General features: G+C 55.5%; 16 protein-coding genes. 7 read left to right on the forward strand and 9 right to left on the reverse strand.

Annotated features, from left to right (window positions below; genetic code table 11):
* Nucleotides 1-22 precede the first annotated feature (22 nt).
* Together fre and ACTJJA_RS18495 are read left to right on the forward strand one after the other, a co-directional pair.
* A complete protein-coding gene (fre, locus tag ACTJJA_RS18490) occupies nt 23-724 on the forward strand; it encodes an NAD(P)H-flavin reductase (protein WP_440668885.1) in 702 nt (233 codons plus the stop codon).
* A gap of 215 nt (nt 725-939) precedes the next feature.
* Nucleotides 940-2,559 (forward strand): ABC-F family ATP-binding cassette domain-containing protein, encoded by a 1,620-nt coding sequence (locus tag ACTJJA_RS18495; protein WP_440668886.1) that lies wholly within the window; start codon nt 940-942, stop codon nt 2,557-2,559.
* A 39-nt stretch (nt 2,560-2,598) separates the two neighbouring features.
* Here ACTJJA_RS18495 and ACTJJA_RS18500 read toward each other — a convergent pair whose 3' ends face one another.
* Nucleotides 2,599-2,886, reverse strand: coding sequence for an HTH-type transcriptional regulator (locus ACTJJA_RS18500; protein ID WP_440668887.1), 288 nt, complete (start codon nt 2,884-2,886; stop codon nt 2,599-2,601).
* 331 nt (nt 2,887-3,217) lie between these two features.
* On the opposite strand from ACTJJA_RS18500, the gene ACTJJA_RS18505 reads away from it, so the two are divergent.
* Nucleotides 3,218-3,928, forward strand: a complete 711-nt coding sequence (locus tag ACTJJA_RS18505) for a DUF3053 domain-containing protein (protein WP_042715665.1) — start codon at nt 3,218-3,220, stop codon at nt 3,926-3,928.
* 247 nt (nt 3,929-4,175) lie between these two features.
* Nucleotides 4,176-4,388: a transcription antiterminator/RNA stability regulator CspE gene (gene cspE / locus ACTJJA_RS18510; RefSeq protein WP_003860775.1), complete on the forward strand. Its 213-nt coding sequence runs from the start codon at nt 4,176-4,178 to the stop codon at nt 4,386-4,388.
* A gap of 58 nt (nt 4,389-4,446) precedes the next feature.
* On the opposite strand, the gene ghrB is transcribed toward cspE, so the two are convergent.
* The 6 genes from ghrB to ACTJJA_RS18540 all read right to left on the reverse strand — a co-directional run bounded on the left by ghrB (nt 4,447) and on the right by ACTJJA_RS18540 (nt 10,498).
* On the reverse strand, nt 4,447-5,421 hold the full coding sequence (gene ghrB / locus ACTJJA_RS18515) for a glyoxylate/hydroxypyruvate reductase GhrB (protein ID WP_010426252.1): 975 nt from the start codon (nt 5,419-5,421) through the stop codon (nt 4,447-4,449).
* A gap of 27 nt (nt 5,422-5,448) precedes the next feature.
* Nucleotides 5,449-6,729 (reverse strand): MFS transporter, encoded by a 1,281-nt coding sequence (locus tag ACTJJA_RS18520; protein WP_440668888.1) that lies wholly within the window; start codon nt 6,727-6,729, stop codon nt 5,449-5,451.
* 117 nt (nt 6,730-6,846) lie between these two features.
* The gene (locus ACTJJA_RS18525) at nt 6,847-7,785 is read right to left on the reverse strand and encodes a sugar kinase (RefSeq protein WP_440668889.1); all 939 of its coding nucleotides are present in this window, start codon (nt 7,783-7,785) and stop codon (nt 6,847-6,849) included.
* 3 nt (nt 7,786-7,788) lie between these two features.
* The gene (locus ACTJJA_RS18530; RefSeq protein WP_120158915.1) at nt 7,789-8,538 is read right to left on the reverse strand and encodes a sugar phosphate isomerase/epimerase family protein; all 750 of its coding nucleotides are present in this window, start codon (nt 8,536-8,538) and stop codon (nt 7,789-7,791) included.
* Nucleotides 8,539-8,639: 101 nt separating this feature from the next.
* Nucleotides 8,640-9,656: a LacI family DNA-binding transcriptional regulator gene (locus ACTJJA_RS18535; protein ID WP_010426243.1), complete on the reverse strand. Its 1,017-nt coding sequence runs from the start codon at nt 9,654-9,656 to the stop codon at nt 8,640-8,642.
* Between the two features lie 179 nt (nt 9,657-9,835).
* Nucleotides 9,836-10,498: an OmpA family lipoprotein gene (locus ACTJJA_RS18540; RefSeq protein WP_010426241.1), complete on the reverse strand. Its 663-nt coding sequence runs from the start codon at nt 10,496-10,498 to the stop codon at nt 9,836-9,838.
* A gap of 165 nt (nt 10,499-10,663) precedes the next feature.
* On the opposite strand from ACTJJA_RS18540, the gene ACTJJA_RS18545 reads away from it, so the two are divergent.
* On the forward strand, nt 10,664-12,991 hold the full coding sequence (locus tag ACTJJA_RS18545) for a molybdopterin guanine dinucleotide-containing S/N-oxide reductase (protein WP_440668890.1): 2,328 nt from the start codon (nt 10,664-10,666) through the stop codon (nt 12,989-12,991).
* Here the strand turns inward: ACTJJA_RS18545 and ACTJJA_RS18550 are convergent.
* Both ACTJJA_RS18550 and tag read right to left on the reverse strand, forming a co-directional pair.
* The gene (locus tag ACTJJA_RS18550) at nt 12,954-13,400 is read right to left on the reverse strand and encodes an N-acetyltransferase (protein ID WP_010426237.1); all 447 of its coding nucleotides are present in this window, start codon (nt 13,398-13,400) and stop codon (nt 12,954-12,956) included. The genes ACTJJA_RS18545 and ACTJJA_RS18550 overlap by 38 nt on opposite strands.
* Nucleotides 13,378-13,959 carry a DNA-3-methyladenine glycosylase I gene (gene tag / locus ACTJJA_RS18555; RefSeq protein ID WP_010426235.1) on the reverse strand — a complete coding sequence of 194 codons (582 nt, stop codon included), beginning with the start codon at nt 13,957-13,959 and terminating at the stop codon, nt 13,378-13,380. The genes ACTJJA_RS18550 and tag overlap by 23 nt, the downstream gene beginning before the upstream one ends.
* A 163-nt stretch (nt 13,960-14,122) precedes the next feature.
* Between tag and ACTJJA_RS18560 the strand changes: the two genes are divergently transcribed.
* Together ACTJJA_RS18560 and ACTJJA_RS18565 are read left to right on the forward strand one after the other, a co-directional pair.
* Nucleotides 14,123-14,821 (forward strand): autotransporter domain-containing protein, encoded by a 699-nt coding sequence (locus ACTJJA_RS18560; RefSeq protein WP_440668891.1) that lies wholly within the window; start codon nt 14,123-14,125, stop codon nt 14,819-14,821.
* 238 nt (nt 14,822-15,059) lie between these two features.
* Entirely contained in the window at nt 15,060-16,262 is a 1,203-nt protein-coding gene (locus ACTJJA_RS18565; RefSeq protein WP_421511360.1) for an L-lactate MFS transporter, read from the forward strand.
* Nucleotides 16,263-16,289: the final 27 nt, after the last annotated feature.

Here is a 16,289-nt window from a genome sequence, read left to right on the forward strand (position 1 = left end):
GACTTCCCGACAGAGAGAGCGAATGACAACCTTAAGCTGTAAAGTGACCTCGGTAGATGCCATTACCGACACCGTATATCGCGTCCGTTTAGTGCCAGAATCGGCATTCTCTTTCCGCGCTGGTCAGTACCTGATGGTCGTGATGGATGAGCGCGATAAACGTCCTTTCTCTATGGCGTCTACGCCAGCGGAGCAGGAATTTATTGAGCTTCATATTGGTGCGTCTGAGCTTAACCTTTACGCCATGGCTGTCATGGACCGCATCCTGAAAGAGCGTGAAATCGTGGTAGACATTCCGCACGGTGAAGCCTGGCTGCGCGAAGATGAAGACCGTCCGCTTATCCTGATTGCTGGCGGTACGGGGTTCTCGTATGTTCGCTCTATTCTGTTGACCGCGCTGGCACGTAACCCGAACCGCGACATCACCATCTATTGGGGCGGCCGCGAAGAGAAACATCTCTACGACCTGTCCGAACTGGAAGCGCTGAGCGTGAATCACCCGAACCTGCGCGTTGAGCCGGTTGTTGAGCAGCCGGAAGAGGGCTGGCGCGGTCGTAATGGTACGGTGCTAACGGCGGTCCTGCAGGATCATGGCACGCTCGCCGGGCACGATATCTACATTGCTGGCCGTTTTGAAATGGCGAAAATTGCCCGCGACCTGTTCTGTAATGAGCGCGACGCGCGGGAAGATCGCCTGTTTGGCGATGCGTTCGCGTTTATCTAAGTGTCTAACCCGCTTCGGCGGGTTCTTTGTCTCGGTGAGAATTGGCGATAATTTAACCTTGAAAAGGTTAATGCATTGCCGCTATCCTTAACGCTGTTATTGTCCTCCCTCAGGAGCGCCCCCCAAAAATGAACAAACACGACTGATGAATTTCTGTCCTTGCTAAACGCCACCGCGTCGGCAGGGGAGGTTTTTGATTTCATTCAGGAGTGCTTATGGCTCATTTTGCGCAGTCCCCTTCTTTTATTTTGCATCAGGTCACCTGTCAGTTTGCGACGGGCGATACCCTTTTCGGTCCGCTAAATCTTACACTCGATGCGTCGCCATGCGCGCTGGTTGGCCGCAACGGCAGCGGTAAAACACGCCTGCTGCGTCTACTGGCAGGCATTGATGAACCTGAAAACGGCCATATTGAGCGTTTCGGTACCCATGCCTATGTGGCGCAGCAGCATGATATTTCCTCGCAGACCACGCTTGCGGAACTGCTCGGATATGACGCGATCTTCGCCGCCCGTAAGCGCATCGACAGCGGTGACTATCAGCCAGAGGATCTGGAAAAGCTCGACGGTAAATGGGATTTGGCGGAACGCCTGAGTGAAGCGTTTATGAACGCGCACCTCCCGCGGTTTGATCCCGATAAACCGGCCAGGGAACTCAGCGGCGGTGAGCGTATTCGCGCCCTGTTCTGCGGGGCATTGATTGCGGATGCGGATTACCTTCTGCTGGATGAACCCACGAACCATCTGGACAGACAGGGGCGTGAATGGTTTTACGACCAGCTTTTCCACCATCAGGGCGGCGTGCTGGTGGCTTCTCACGATCGTGAATTGCTGGCACAGGTGCCGCGCATTCTCGAGCTGAGCCCTTTTGGCCTGCGCAGCTTCGGTGGAAACTATGCTGATTATAAAACTCAGCGCGATACGGAACAGCAGGCTGCCCGCGCCGCGCTGGAGCACGCGGCCACTGAGCGCAAACGAATCCGCGCGCGGATGCATAAAGAGCACGACGACAGCCAGCGACGTTCGGCAAAAACGTTGCGTACGGTTGATAGCCTCAATATCGCCTCCTTTGAGCGGGTGAAATACAAAATGGCGGCAAAAGAGCGCATTAGCTCGTGGAAAAAACAGCACAGCGAACAGAATGACGCGTTAAATACCGCTGTAAACAACGCGCGCGAGCGGGTAGAAGACGATAACCCGGTCATCTTCACCCTGCCGGGCAGTCGCGTCGCGGAGGGGAAACAGGTACTGGTGCTGGAGGCGCTGGCGCTGTCACATGTGGATATTCCGCCGATAAGCTGGCGTATGGACGGGCCAATGCGTGTCGCACTCCGTGGGCCGAATGGCTGTGGTAAATCGACGCTCTTGAAAGTGATGTCCGGAGAGGAAGCACCTCTTTCAGGAACCTGCGCGGTATCGGTCACCTGCGCCTATCTCGATCAACACCTGTCGCAGTTCGATCTTTCGCAGTCGGTGATGACGCATCTTAATCTCAGCAACACGCCGCTTGAGGAGGGCACGTTGCGTACTCGCCTGGCGCAGCTTCAGCTTGGCGCAGATAAGGTCTCGCTCCCCCTGGCGGAACTGAGCGGCGGTGAACGCCTCAAAGCCGCGCTGGCCATTGTCTTATGGCGTGAAGCGGCCACGCAGCTTTTGCTCCTGGATGAGCCCACTAACCATTTGGATCTGGCCTCCGTTCAGGCCATTGAGGCTGCACTGGCGGAGTTCCCTGGTGCGCTGCTGGTGGTGTCGCATGATGAAACGTTTTTGAAGGGATTAACGCTGACGCATAACCTGGTGTGGAATGAGGCGGGATGGCATTGTGTAAGCCTATAAAACACAAGCCCCCGCAAGGGCGGGGGCGGTCAAACTGTATTACGCTATCTGTTTACTGAGTGCAGGGTTCGCCTGTATCAGGCGCATCAGCTTTAACTCGGTTGGCGTGGGCTTTTCACGTTTTGATTCCCACTCCAGCACCATCGCCACGCTGACACCCATCGCTCTGGCGAATTCATCTGTTTTCAGCCCTGACCCTTTGCGCAATTGCTCAAATTCTGTAAAGGGATTGGACTTTTGTTGCAGGGTAACCGTCTGCGGTACATCTTTAAAAATAATCTGTTCCAGGCTGCTCAGCAGCTCAAACTCAGGATCTTTATATTCCATTGAGGACTCCTCTTAAATCACACATCGGGATCAAGAACATCAGAGAGCCAATTAAGAATAGTCCCTAATACAAACGAAGGATCGTTGCAGATGTGATTAATCGTGCGTTAACGATAGCTTTATGCGTTTCAGCTATCTGGATAGTTATGCTAATTACCTGATTAGCCATATATCGGCTTCGACAGGTATTTTTTTGTAAATGGTAAGAAATAAAACGGCAATAGCCGTTTTGCATGAAAAGAGTATCTTGCGGGGCTGACCTGGACTATCCTTGTCAGCGTTGGGCACGCGTGTGCCGGTGTGCGCTTTTTTGGGTGAAAGGAGTTATAAAATGGCGACAGGAAAGTCCTGCTCTCGCTGGTTTGCGCCTCTTGCGGCGTTGTTGATGGTAGTTAGCCTGAGTGGGTGTTTCGATAAAGAAGGCGATCAGCGCAAAGCGTTTATCGATTTTCTACAGAATACAGTGATGCGTAGCGGCGAGCGTTTACCAACGTTGACTGCGGATCAGAAAAAACAGTTTGGTCCTTTCGTGTCCGATTACGCCATCCTTTATGGTTATTCGCAGCAGGTGAGCCAGGCGATGGACTCCGGCCTTCGTCCGGTGCTGGATAGCGTTAATGCGATCCGTGTACCGCAGGATTATATGACCCAACGTGAACCGCTGCGCCAGTCCAACGGTGCGCTTGGCGTGCTGAGCCAGCAGTTACAGAATGCAAAAATGCAGGCTGATGCGTCACGTTCTGCGCTGAAACAGGGCGAGGATCTCAAGCCTGTCTTTGACAAAGTGTATGAGAAAGTGGTGACGAAGCCGTCTGACGCTTTGCAGCCGTTGATCCCGGCCGCGCAGGTCTTCACGCAGCAGCTGGTTCAGGTGGGGGATTTTATCTCCCAACAGGGGACGCAGGTGAGCTTTGTCTCTAACGGTATTCAGTTCCCAACCTCACAGCAGGCAAGTCAATATAATACGCTGATTGGGCCGCTGGCTTCCCAGCACCAGGCCTTTAGCCAGGCGTGGAGTGCGGCAGTCGCTGCCACCGAGTAAGATAAAAATCCCCGCTTCGTGCGGGGTTTTTTTTAGGGGTATTGAAAATAACGCTTGTCATTCCTCTACCACATCGGTATAACTATCCCCGTCGGTTTGTTACACAGACCTAAAGCAGTTTAGTAAAGCAGTCCAGATTGTTATCCATAGATACCCTTCGTTGTGACCCTTCCTTCATCGCTTAAAAATCTGTAACGCAATCCATCAAGCCGGAAGGCACAATATATTTGTTAATAAGGTAATTTCTATGTCTGCTAAAATGACTGGTCTGGTAAAATGGTTCAACGCTGATAAAGGTTTCGGCTTCATCACTCCTGACGATGGCTCAAAAGACGTGTTCGTACACTTCTCTGCTATCCAGAACGATGGCTACAAATCTCTGGATGAAGGTCAGAAAGTTTCCTTCACCATCGAAAGCGGCGCTAAAGGCCCAGCAGCTGGTAACGTTGTAAGCCTGTAAGCTTCCAACCCAGTAGCACAAAATTCAAAAACCCGCCTTCTGGCGGGTTTTTTCGTTTCTACTGTTGGATCTGCGGGTTAACGCAGTTCTTATCCACTTTCCCGCCAAGCGCGGCAATCAGGTTGTCTACCGCAGTCGCCGCCATGTTGTAGCGCGTCTCGTGAGTGGCAGAGCCGATGTGGGGCAGGGCGACGACGTTTGGCAGTTTGAGCAGCGGGGAATCTACTGACAGCGGCTCTTGCTCAAACACGTCCAGACCTGCTGCATGGATCTCGCCGTTTTGCAGTGCCTCAATCAGCGCCTTCTCATCCACCACCGGGCCGCGACCCGCATTGATGAAAATGGCCGACGTCTTCATCTTTTCAAACGCGGCTTTGCCAATCAGGTGACGCGTTTCGTCCGTCAGCGGCAGGATAAGGCAGACGAAATCGGCTTCCTGCAGCAGCGTATCAAGCTCGCAGTAACGCGCGTTGAAACGTTCTTCAGCTTCGCTGTGGCGACGGCGTGCGTTGTACAGAATCGGCATGTTAAAACCGAAATGTGCGCGCTGTGCCAGCGCCAGCCCGATACGCCCCATACCCACGATTCCCAGCGTTTTGCCGTGGACGTCCACGCCGAACCAGTCCGGACCAATGCTTTTGGTCCATTCGCCCGCTTTGACGCGCTCAGCCACTTCCACCACGCGACGGGCCGTGCTGAGCACCAGCGCCATCAGCGTGTCGGCCACGGTTTCCGTCAGGGCATGTGGCGTGTGCATCAGCAGAACGTTGCGTTTGTTAAGGGCATCCACGTCGAAGTTGTCGTAACCCACAGAAACGGTAGACGTCGCACGAAGTTTCGGCATTTTCTCCAGCAGGGCGACATCCACTTTCTCGCTTGAACCCAGCAGACCTTCAGCGCTGGCGAACGCCCCGGCGTGCTGTGCCACGGTTTCCGGGCTCAGGTTCTTCACCTGCGTGACGGTGAAGTGTTCTTCAAGGCGTTTTTGCAGATCGTCAGGCAGTGCTTTATACAAAATGACGGACGGCTTCATGCTAATCTCCGTTGATTTTAAAAGGTTTCAGGCGTGTCGCGCGCCGACAGGGTGCTGTTGATTATTAGCAGGCTTAACGGTCAAAGTAAGCCATACCGAGGCGAAAAGCGCTACCCCCATAAATATGTACGACGCTGATGGACTGCCGGTTACACCGTTCAGATAGCCCACAAACCAGGAACCACAGAACGACCCCAGCGCGCCCATGCTGTTAATCAGCGCCATCGCGCCGCCTGCCACATTACGCGGCAGCATTTCCGGAATGATGGCAAAGAACGGACCATACGGGGCGTACATCGCTGCACCCGCAATCACCAGCAGCGTATAAGAGACCCAGAAATGGTTCGCACCAACGGCCCAGGAGCCAATGAAGGCAAAGGCAGCGATGAGCAGCAGGGGCCAGACGAACAGCTTACGATTTTGCAGTTTGTCCGATGCCCAGGAAGCGATAATCATCGCGATGGTGGCAGCCAGATAAGGCACGGATGACAGCCAGCCTACTTCGACCATGCCAAGATTGTCGCCACCGCTGCGGATAATTGACGGTAGCCACAGTACGAAGCCATATACGCCAATGCTCCAGGTAAAATATTGCGCGCACAGCAGGAGCACGTTGCGGGAGCGGAAGGCTTCACCGTAGTTGCGAACCGCCTTCAGACCCTGCTGCTCTTTATCCAGCTGGGCCTGCAGCGCGGCTTTTTCATCTTCGGAAAGCCATTTCGCCTGGGCAGGTTTATCCTTCACCAGCACCCACCAGCAGAATGCCCAGATCACTGCTGGCACCCCTTCGATGATAAACATTTCGCGCCAGCCGAAGGACTGGATCAGGTAGCCAGACACCACCGACATCCATAGTACCGTGACCGGGTTACCGAGGATCAGGAAGGTATTCGCGCGCGAGCGTTCAGATTTGGTAAACCAGTTGCTGATGTAAATCAGCATCGCCGGCATGACCGCCGCTTCAACGACGCCGAGGATAAAGCGAATGGCGGCCAGAGCAGGAATATTGTTTACCACGCCGGTCAGTGACGCGCAGGCGCCCCACAGGATCAGGCAGACGAAGATCAGCTTGCGCACGCTGCGGCGTTCCGCGTAAATCGCGCCGGGGATCTGGAAGAAGAAGTAGCCGAGGAAGAAAAGGGCGCCGAGCAGGGAGGATACACCTTTGGTGATACCGAGGTCTTCGGTGATCCCCGCAGCGGATGCGAAACTGAAGTTAGCACGATCGAGGTACGCCAGGCTGTACGTGATAAACACGATTGGCATGATGTACCACCAGCGTTTTACTGCATTGGTCGAACTGTTCATAGGCTTGCCTCTGTTGTTGAGGTTGTTACCGCCGTTGTCTGTAGGGTACACGGTGGCTTAATTATTTGGTGCGGCCTGTTGCCCTCACCCTGGCCCTCTCCCACGGGGAGAGGGAATTTAAACGCCGAGCTCTGCTCGCGTTGGTAATCCTTCGCTGTCGCCCTGCACCTGAATCGCCAGCGAGCCAATCTTGTTGCCACGCGCAACGGCCTGCTGCAGCGGTTTGCCTTCCAGCAGGGCGCTAATGACGCCCACGGCAAAGCCATCGCCCGCGCCGACGGTATCGACCACGTTCTCAACCTTCACCGCCGCGACCGCGCCCTGTTCGCCGTTGGTCGTTTTAAACCATGCGCCATCGGCACCGGTCTTCAGCACCACCGCTTTTACCCCGTTATTCAGGTAGAAATCGGCAATGCCTTCCGGCGTCTTTTCACCCGTCAGGATCATCCCTTCTTTCAGGCCCGGCAGAACCCAGTCAGCCTGGAACGCCAGACGGTTCAGCTTCTCGACCATTTCCGCTTCGCTTTTCCACAGCACCGGGCGCAAATTAGGATCGAAAGAGATCGTTTTACCCTGAGACTTCATGGCTGTTGCCGCATGGTCCAGCAACGCATACGAGCTGGCAGACAGCGCTGCCGCCACGCCGCTGAGGTGCAGATGGCGCGCGGAGGCAAAATAGTGGGCGTGGTAATCCTCCACGGAGAGATGGCTTGCGGCCGATCCTTTACGGAAATATTCCACGATGGGATCGGTTCCATTTTCGACTTTAGATTTCAACTGAAAACCCGTAGCGAAGCGTCCGTCGAGCGTGACGCCTGCGGCATCAATTCCCTCTTTTTTCAGTGAGTCGAGAACGAAATGGCCAAAGCTGTCGTCCCCTACGCGACTCACCCAGCCGACGTTCAGGCCCAGACGCGCCAGGCCCGTGGCGACGTTCAGCTCTGCACCCGCCACGCGTTTCATAAAGTGTTCTACCGCGCTCAGGTCGCCCGTTTCGGTGGCCACAAACATCGCCATGGCTTCGCCGATAGTGATCACATCCAGCGTCTTTTGCATGGTTTACTCCTCACGCAGCAGGTTAACGTAGTGGCGGGTAACGGCAGTTAAATCTGCCCCCTCCAGGGGGAATTCGATACCGCGCGGGGCATCGGCAGGAAGCTGATTAAGCAGGTCCAGCCAGCGTGATTCCGCGCGGTCCGGCGCAATGGCGCGGAACTGCTCCTTATGCGGAACGGCGGCCTTAACGTGGATATAGCTCACGGCCGGAGCCAGATGACGCGCGGCTTCTTCGGGGGAATCGCCCACCCACAGCCAGTTGCCCATATCGAACGTCAGGGTGACGGGCAATGCCATCACCCGGCAGGCGGCTTTGAAGCGCTGCATGGGCGCGAGCTGACCGCAGTCGGTCTGGTCATTTTCCACCACCAGCGTCATACCGCTTTCATTCAGCATCGCGCGTAAAGCTTCAAGTGGCTGTTTATCGTTGAAATGACCCAGCGAGACTTTCAACCACAGCGCGTTGAGCGCGGTGGCTTCGGCCAGATAGCGGGGGAGGTCAGGGTTGAGCGTTCCGTTGGGCATAAACAGGGCGGCGGGTGCGGAATAGCATGCCAGCAGACCCAGTAGTTCGATGGATTCACCCAGCGCAGGCAGCGCCAGCAGCTCTTCGCTGTTGAACAGCTCGCGGCGGATTTCTACACCGTCCGCGCCTGCGCCCGCAATGACGGGAAGCATTGCGCGTTGCCCACCGGCCTGCCGCACCTGGTCAGCGCCATAAGCGGCGGTGACCACCATTATTTTCCTGCTCATACCAGACTCCATCGCGTAATCGATAGTATTACGCTAGATGGAACCGGTTCCAAAGAAAAGATCGGGATGTTGAATTTATGATCGCTGTCACGAAGGGAAATTTAGCGGGCGGTTGAGCCGCGAACGATCAGTTCGCCAGAGAAGACCTGTTCACGCACGGCGTCGCTCGCACCTTCAATACGGCGAACCACCTGTTCAACAGCGGCATAGCCGATTTGCCACGTGGGTTGCTTGAGCGTGGTGATGCCGACGCCAGCCAGCTCTGCCCACTCAAGCTCATCGAAACCCAGCAGGCCGATATCACTTCCCCAGTGCAGGCCAATGCGCTTGAGGGAGCGGGCAACCTGGAGCGTTAGCGCCCCGTTTGCGGAGATGACGGCTTTACGCATTCCACGGTGGCGCGTGTGGAACTGGCGAAGGGTATTGTCAATCTGGTCAGCTTCATGCAGCGGCGTTTCGGCATTTTCGGCGATCACGCCGGGATAGCGGTCCAGCGTGGCGCGAAAGGCGCTTAAACGCTCGCGACGCGTGTTGACCATTCCCAACGGTTCACTCAGGAAAAGGACCGCTTCAAAACCCTGTTCGATGAGGTGCTCGGTGGCTGTCGTGGCCGCCTGCGTGTTATCCAGCCCGACGACATCGCAGGCAAATTCCGGGATTTTGCGGTCGATAAGCACCATTGGCAGCGAAGACTGCTGCAGTCGGTTGAGCCCTTCTTCACGCATGCCCACGGCATTCACCACAATACCTTCCACCTGGTAGCTGCGTAGCAAATCCAGGTAATGCAGCTCCTGATCGACCTCATTGTTGGTGTTACAGACCAGCGGCGTAAAGCCTTTTTCGCGACAGGCGGCTTCGATGCCGCTGAGCACGTTGACGGAGTAGGGGTTGGTGATATCGGCGATGATCAGACCAATCAGGCGAGTTCTGCCGCGTTTCAGGCCGCGCGCCATAAGGCTTGGGCGATAGTCGAGTTCGGCAATGGCCTGTTCAATGCGGGCGAGCAGCGCGTCGGACAGCAGATGTTTCTCACCGTTGAGATAGCGTGAAATGCTGGTTTTACCGGTTTTGGCGGCTTTCGCCACGTCGCTGATGGTGGCCCGGGTTGGTTTGCTCATCGCTGATTTCCCTGAATTTAGTGAGAATACCTTAGCGGGAAAATCAACGATGGCAAGTAATTTGCCCGGTGGCGCTGCGCTTACCGGAGGTTGCGGTCTGATGCCCTCACCCCAACCCTCTCCCACGGGAGAGGGCGCAAACACTAAAAACGGCAACGGGGTTGCCGTTTTGCTTTTACCTACTGAATTGGGCTTAACGTGATCTCTACGCGACGGTTCTGCGCTTTGCCTTCCGCCGTGCTGTTGCTGGCGATTGGATTTGCCGGACCCATGCCGCTGGTGCGGATACGGTTCGCTTCAACACCCTGGGCGATCAGCGAGCTGGCCACGGAATCGGCGCGCTGCTGAGACAGACGCATGTTCAGATCCTGGCTGCCGGTACTGTCGGTATAGCCAATCACGTTAACGGCGGTTTTATTGTACTCTTTCAGCACCATCGCCACGCCGGTCAGGGTGTTTGCGCCTGCTGGTTTCAGCGTTGCGCTGCTGCTGTCAAAGGTCACGTTGTTTGGCATGTTCAGGATGATGTTGTCGCCGCTGCGCGTGACGCTCACGCCTGTACCTTTCATTTTGTCGCGCAGTTTCGCTTCCTGCACATCCATGTAATAACCGACGCCGCCGCCCAGTGCTGCACCGGCTGCTGCGCCAATCAGTGCGCCTTTACCGCGATCTTTCTTGGAGGAAGAGAGCGCCCCTACGCCTGCCCCAACCAGCGAGCCGATGCCCGCGCCGATGCCGGATTTACCCGCTTCGCGTTCACCGGTGTAAGGGTTAGTTGTGCAGCCAGAAACAGCCAGTGCACCGCTCACCAGAGCGGCAATAACGAGTACGCGTTTTTTCATCTTATTTCCTTAATCCTTTTTATTCTTTGCCACGGCGAGCGTGGCAGTTGATTATTACGTCCAGATACGGAGAAAATTCAGTGTATAACTCTGAAATTTGTGACAAACCATAAATCGCCTCAATTAAGAAGGCCGTAAACCTGCACGCAACCAGGAGCGCACGCTTTGAGCACCTCAACCAAAACCATTCTGACCGCCGCCCACTGGGGACCTATGCTGGTCGAAACCGACGGGGAAACTGTCCTGTCGTCCCGCGGGGCACTGCCAACACAGCATCCCAACTCGTTACAGACTGTCGTTCGCGATCAGGTGCATAGCAAAACGCGCGTGCGCTGGCCGATGGTGCGTAAAGGTTATCTGGCTTCGCCAGACAAACCGCAAGGTATTCGGGGACAGGATGAGTTTGTCCGCGTGAGCTGGGATGAGGCGCTGGCATTGATTCACACCCAGCATAAACGTATCCGTGATAGCTATGGTCCGTCGTCCATTTTTGCTGGCTCTTACGGCTGGCGTTCGAACGGCGTGCTGCACAAGGCCTCGACGCTGCTGCAGCGCTATATGAGTCTGGCCGGGGGCTATACCGGGCATCTGGGAGATTACTCCACCGGTGCGGCGCAGGCGATTATGCCGTATGTCGTGGGCGGGAATGAGGTCTACCAACAGCAGACCAGCTGGCCGCTGGTGCTGGAACATACTGATGTGGTTGTGCTGTGGAGCGCTAACCCCCTCAACACCCTGAAAATTGCCTGGAATGCCAGCGATGAACAGGGCGTGTCATATTTCGACGCGCTGCGCAAAAGCGGCAAGCGCATCCTCTGTATTGACCCAATGCGTTCGGAAACCATGGATTTCTTTGGCGACCGCGCCGAGTGGATCGCCCCGCATATGGGTACCGACGTGGCGATGATGCTGGGTATCGCCCATACGCTGGTAGAAAACGGCTGGCACGATGCGGAATTTCTGGCGCGTTGTACCACCGGTTTCGATAAATTCGCCGACTACCTGACGGGTGAATCCGATGGGGTGGCTAAAACAGCGGAATGGGCAGCAGAGATTTGTGGCGTTCCTGCGGGCAAACTCCGCGAACTGGCGGCGTTGTTCCATAAAAATACCACCATGTTAATGTCCGGCTGGGGAATGCAGCGCCAGCAGTTTGGCGAGCAGAAACACTGGATGCTGGTGACCCTTGCCGCAATGCTTGGGCAGATTGGCACGCCGGGCGGGGGTTTTGGTCTCTCCTATCACTTTGCGAACGGCGGTAACCCAACGCGTAAAGCGGCGGTGCTGGCGTCTCTGCAGGGCTCGGTGCAGGGTGGCGTGGATGCCGTGGATAAAATCCCGGTGGCGCGCATTGTTGAAGCTCTGGAAAACCCGGGCGGTTTTTATCAGCACAACGGTCTGGACCGCCACTTCCCGGATATTAAATTTGTCTGGTGGGCGGGCGGATCGAACTTCACGCACCATCAGGATACCAACCGCCTGATCCGCGCCTGGCAGAAGCCGGAGCTGGTGGTCATTTCCGAGTGCTTCTGGACCGGCTCGGCTAAGCATGCCGATATTGTGCTGCCTGCAACCACCTCGTTTGAGCGTAACGATCTCACCATGACCGGCGACTACAGCAACCAGCACATGGTGCCAATGAAGCGTGTTGTCGCGCCACGAGATGAAGCGCGTGATGATTTTGACGTCTTTGCGGAACTGAGCGAGCGTTGGGAAGCGGGCGGGCGCGAGCGTTTTACCGAAGGCAAAACGGATCTGGAATGGCTGGAAACCTTCTACCAGATTGCGGCCCAGCGTGGCGCAGCACAAGGCGTGACGCTGCCGCCGTTTGCTGAGTTCTGGGAAGCGAATGGCATCTTCGAAATGCCAGAGAGCGAGCAAAATGCGCAGTTTGTCCGTTTTGCTGATTTCCGCCGCGACCCGGAGAACCATCCGCTAAAAACCGAAAGCGGGAAAATCGTTCTCTTCAGCGAACGCATTGCTGGCTTTGGCTATGCTGATTGCCCACCGCACCCCATGTGGCTGGAGCCAGACGAATGGCACGGCAACGCGCAGCCGGGGCAGCTTCAGGTCTTATCTGCCCATCCGGCTCACCGCCTGCACAGCCAGCTGAACTATACGTCACTTCGCGAGCAGTATGCGGTTGCCGGGCGCGAGCCCATTACCCTGCATTCCGAGGACGCGAAAGCGCGTGGAATCGCAGATGGCGATGTGGTGCGCGTCTGGAACGGGCGCGGACAGGTGCTGGCGGGAGCGGTGGTGAGCGACGGGATTAAGCCGGGCGTTATCTGCATTCACCAGGGGGCATGGCCGGATCTGGACCTGAGCGAAGGCGGTATCTGTAAAAACGGGGCGGTTAACGTGCTGACCAAAGATCTCCCCAGCTCGAAGCTGGGGAATGGCTGCGCGGGGAATACGGCGCTGGCATGGGTCGAGAAATATCAGGGGCCAGCGCTTACGTTAACGGCGTTTGATCCGCCTGCCAGCTCATGATCCACGTCGGGTGTTGGGTGTCATCCTGCCAGGCGCTGTCTTCAATACGAAAGCCCTGCGCATGGTAGAAATTCACCGCCCGGACATTTTTCTGGTACACCTCCAGGCTTAAATGCGGAAAGCGCTGTTGAACATGGTTCAGCAGCGCCCGCCCGATGCCTTTCCCGATGTACGACGGTGCGACAAACAGCGCGCCGACAAACTGCGACTGCATCACGCTGATAAATCCGCACGGCTTTCCGTCCTGTTCCCAGACCCAGGTTTCCGCCGACGGCAGGTAAACCTCCCGCACCATGGCTTCGTTCTCTTTCCAGTAGTTTGCATCGATAAACGGATGCGCCTCCGTGGTGCTTGCAAGCCACAGACTCAGGAGTGGATCGGTATTTTCACTTTGCCATTTGCGGATCATGGTGGCCTCCCGGATGACAGAAGCAGCCCGTAATATGATCGTTGACCAGCCCACAGGCTTGCATAAAGGCGTAACAGATGGTGCTGCCCACAAATTTAAAACCGCGTTTTTTCAGCGCCTTAGAGAGTGCATCTGAAGCGGGTGTGGAGGCGGGGATCTCCCCGAGCGTAGCGGCCTGCGTGACGTGTGGCGTGTCATTCACAAAAGACCAGACAAATTCTGAAAATGACTCGCCGTTTTGCTCCATCGCCAGGTAAGCGCGTGCATTGCCGATAATGGCCTGGATTTTACCGCGATGACGAATGATACCGGCGTCCAGTACCAGTCGTTCGACGTCCTCTTCGGTCATGGCGGCGACGGCGACAGGATCGAACTGGTGGAAGGCGTTGCGGTAATTTTCCCGTTTTTTCAGTACGGTAATCCATGACAAACCCGCCTGCTGGCCCTCAAGGCAGATCATTTCAAACAGTTTTTTGCCATCCGTTTCCGGTATGCCCCATTCACGATCGTGATAGTCGATGTAGAGCTGATCCTGGCTTACCCAGCCGCAACGTTGCATAGGTTATCTCCCTTATTCACACGGTTATCGCAAAAAATTTCATTTCGTCAGGCTTGACGTGTCTACTTTAAAGACAATAGTTAATACAGGGCTATATGCCCGTTAACCTCTTCCTGAACAACGATAAATATCGCCGAAATTGGCTCTTTCTGGAGTCGCTTTGATGATGATAAAAAAAATCAGTGGTCGCCATGCTGTTTCTGGCCTGGTGGGGATTTCAGCGTGGTTGTTTTTTTGTCACACAGCATCTGCCTGGCAACTGGAATATATCGTTTCAGACGCACAAAGTAATACGGCGGAACGCTATACATGGGATGCGGATCACCAACCGCGTTATGAAGACATTCTGGCTGAACGTATTAAGACTTCACAAACTGGCCCCGGGCTTGCCCTGAATTCGCCTTCCGGCCCGACAGCGGAAGGCAGCATGAGCGTGGGCTGGAATTTTCCGCTGGCGGGAAATATAACAACCGGCCCGGTGATGGCGTGGCGTTACGATGGCACGGCACCCATGATGATTAATGAATTCGGTGATAGCGTGACGACGCAGGGGCTGACCGATCCGCTCTGGCATGCCAGCGTGAGCAGCCTCGGCTGGCGCGTGGATACGCAATATGGCGATCTTCGGCCCTGGGCGCAGGTCAGTTTCAATCAGCAGTTTGGCGAGAACCAGTGGAAGTCTCAGTTCGGCATGTCGCAGACGCCAGCTATTGCACAAAACAGCAGCTGGATGGACGTGACCGTCGGAACGGATATGCCGTTTACAACCCATATGGCGGCCTATGCGTCATTGGCTCAGGGGGAAAACACCACGACGGGCGAGGAGTTCATGTACACCCTGGGTGTGAGTGCAAACTTTTAAAGCTGTCACTTTTTTCAACGTTGCGATAACATCTTAAATACAATAACGGCGCGCCTTGTCGCGATAGCGAGCACTAACAATTGTGCATGTCGTTCCCCGGCAAGGTCATTCATTCCCGATTCCAGGCATTTCATTCCGTTCCTCCTGCATTTCATGCCGTTTTACCCCAGCGGTAATAAGGTTTTGTTTATTGTTGTCCTCAGCGAACTTCCTTAATTTCTCTTGCAGGACAACTGCCATGAACACTTCAACTTATAACCGTACGCGCTGGCTCACGCTTTTCGGCACTATCGTCACCCAGTTCGCGCTGGGCTCGGTCTACACCTGGAGCCTGTTCAACAGTGCGCTTTCCGATAAGCTCGGTGCGCCGGTGAGCCAGGTGGCGTTCTCTTTCGGTTTGCTAAGCCTAGGGCTGGCGCTTTCCTCTTCCGTCGCGGGCAAACTGCAGGAGCGCTTTGGCGTTAAGCGCGTCACCATGGCGTCCGGGATCCTGCTGGGCGTGGGCTTTTTCCTGACGGCGCATTCCAACAACCTGATGATGCTCTGGCTGAGCGCCGGGGTTCTGGTGGGGCTGGCAGATGGTGCTGGTTATCTGCTGACGCTGTCGAACTGCGTGAAATGGTTCCCGGAGCGTAAAGGTTTGATCTCTGCGTTTGCCATCGGTTCATATGGTTTGGGCAGCCTCGGGTTCAAATTTATCGATTCCCATTTGTTGGCCTCCGTTGGCCTCGAAAAAACCTTTATGATCTGGGGCGTTATCGTTCTGGTGATGATTCTGTTCGGTGCAACGCTGATGACCGATGCGCCGCAGCAGGAAGTGAAATCCGTTAACGGCGTGGTGGAGAACGACTTCACCCTGGCTCAGTCTATGCGCAAACCACAGTACTGGATGCTGGCGGTGATGTTCCTGACGGCCTGCATGAGCGGTCTGTATGTCATTGGCGTGGCGAAAGATATCGCGCAGGGCATGGTGAAACTGGACGCGGCCACGGCGGCGAATGCGGTCACCGTGATTTCTATTGCCAACCTCTCGGGCCGTCTGGTGCTCGGTATTCTGTCTGACAAAATTGCCCGTATCCGCGTCATTACGATAGGGCAGGTGGTTTCGCTGGTGGGCATGGCGGCACTGCTGTTTGCACCGCTGAATGAGGCCACGTTCTTTGCCGCGATTGCCTGTGTGGCCTTTAACTTTGGCGGCACCATTACCGTCTTCCCGTCTCTGGTGAGCGAGTTCTTTGGCCTGAACAATCTGGCAAAAAACTACGGCGTCATCTACTTGGGCTTCGGGATCGGCAGTATCTGCGGTTCGCTGATTGCTTCATTATTCGGCGGGTTCTATGTGACCTTCTGCGTGATATTTGCCTTGCTGATTATTTCCCTGGCGCTGTCGACGACGATTCGCCAGCCGCAGCGAGAAGTTTTTAAAGAAGTGCATGCTTAACGAATAAGGAGAGGCCGTAATGGCCTC

It is taken from the genome of Enterobacter sp. 22452, from assembly GCF_052045065.1.
Lineage (GTDB): Bacteria > Pseudomonadota > Gammaproteobacteria > Enterobacterales > Enterobacteriaceae > Enterobacter > Enterobacter mori.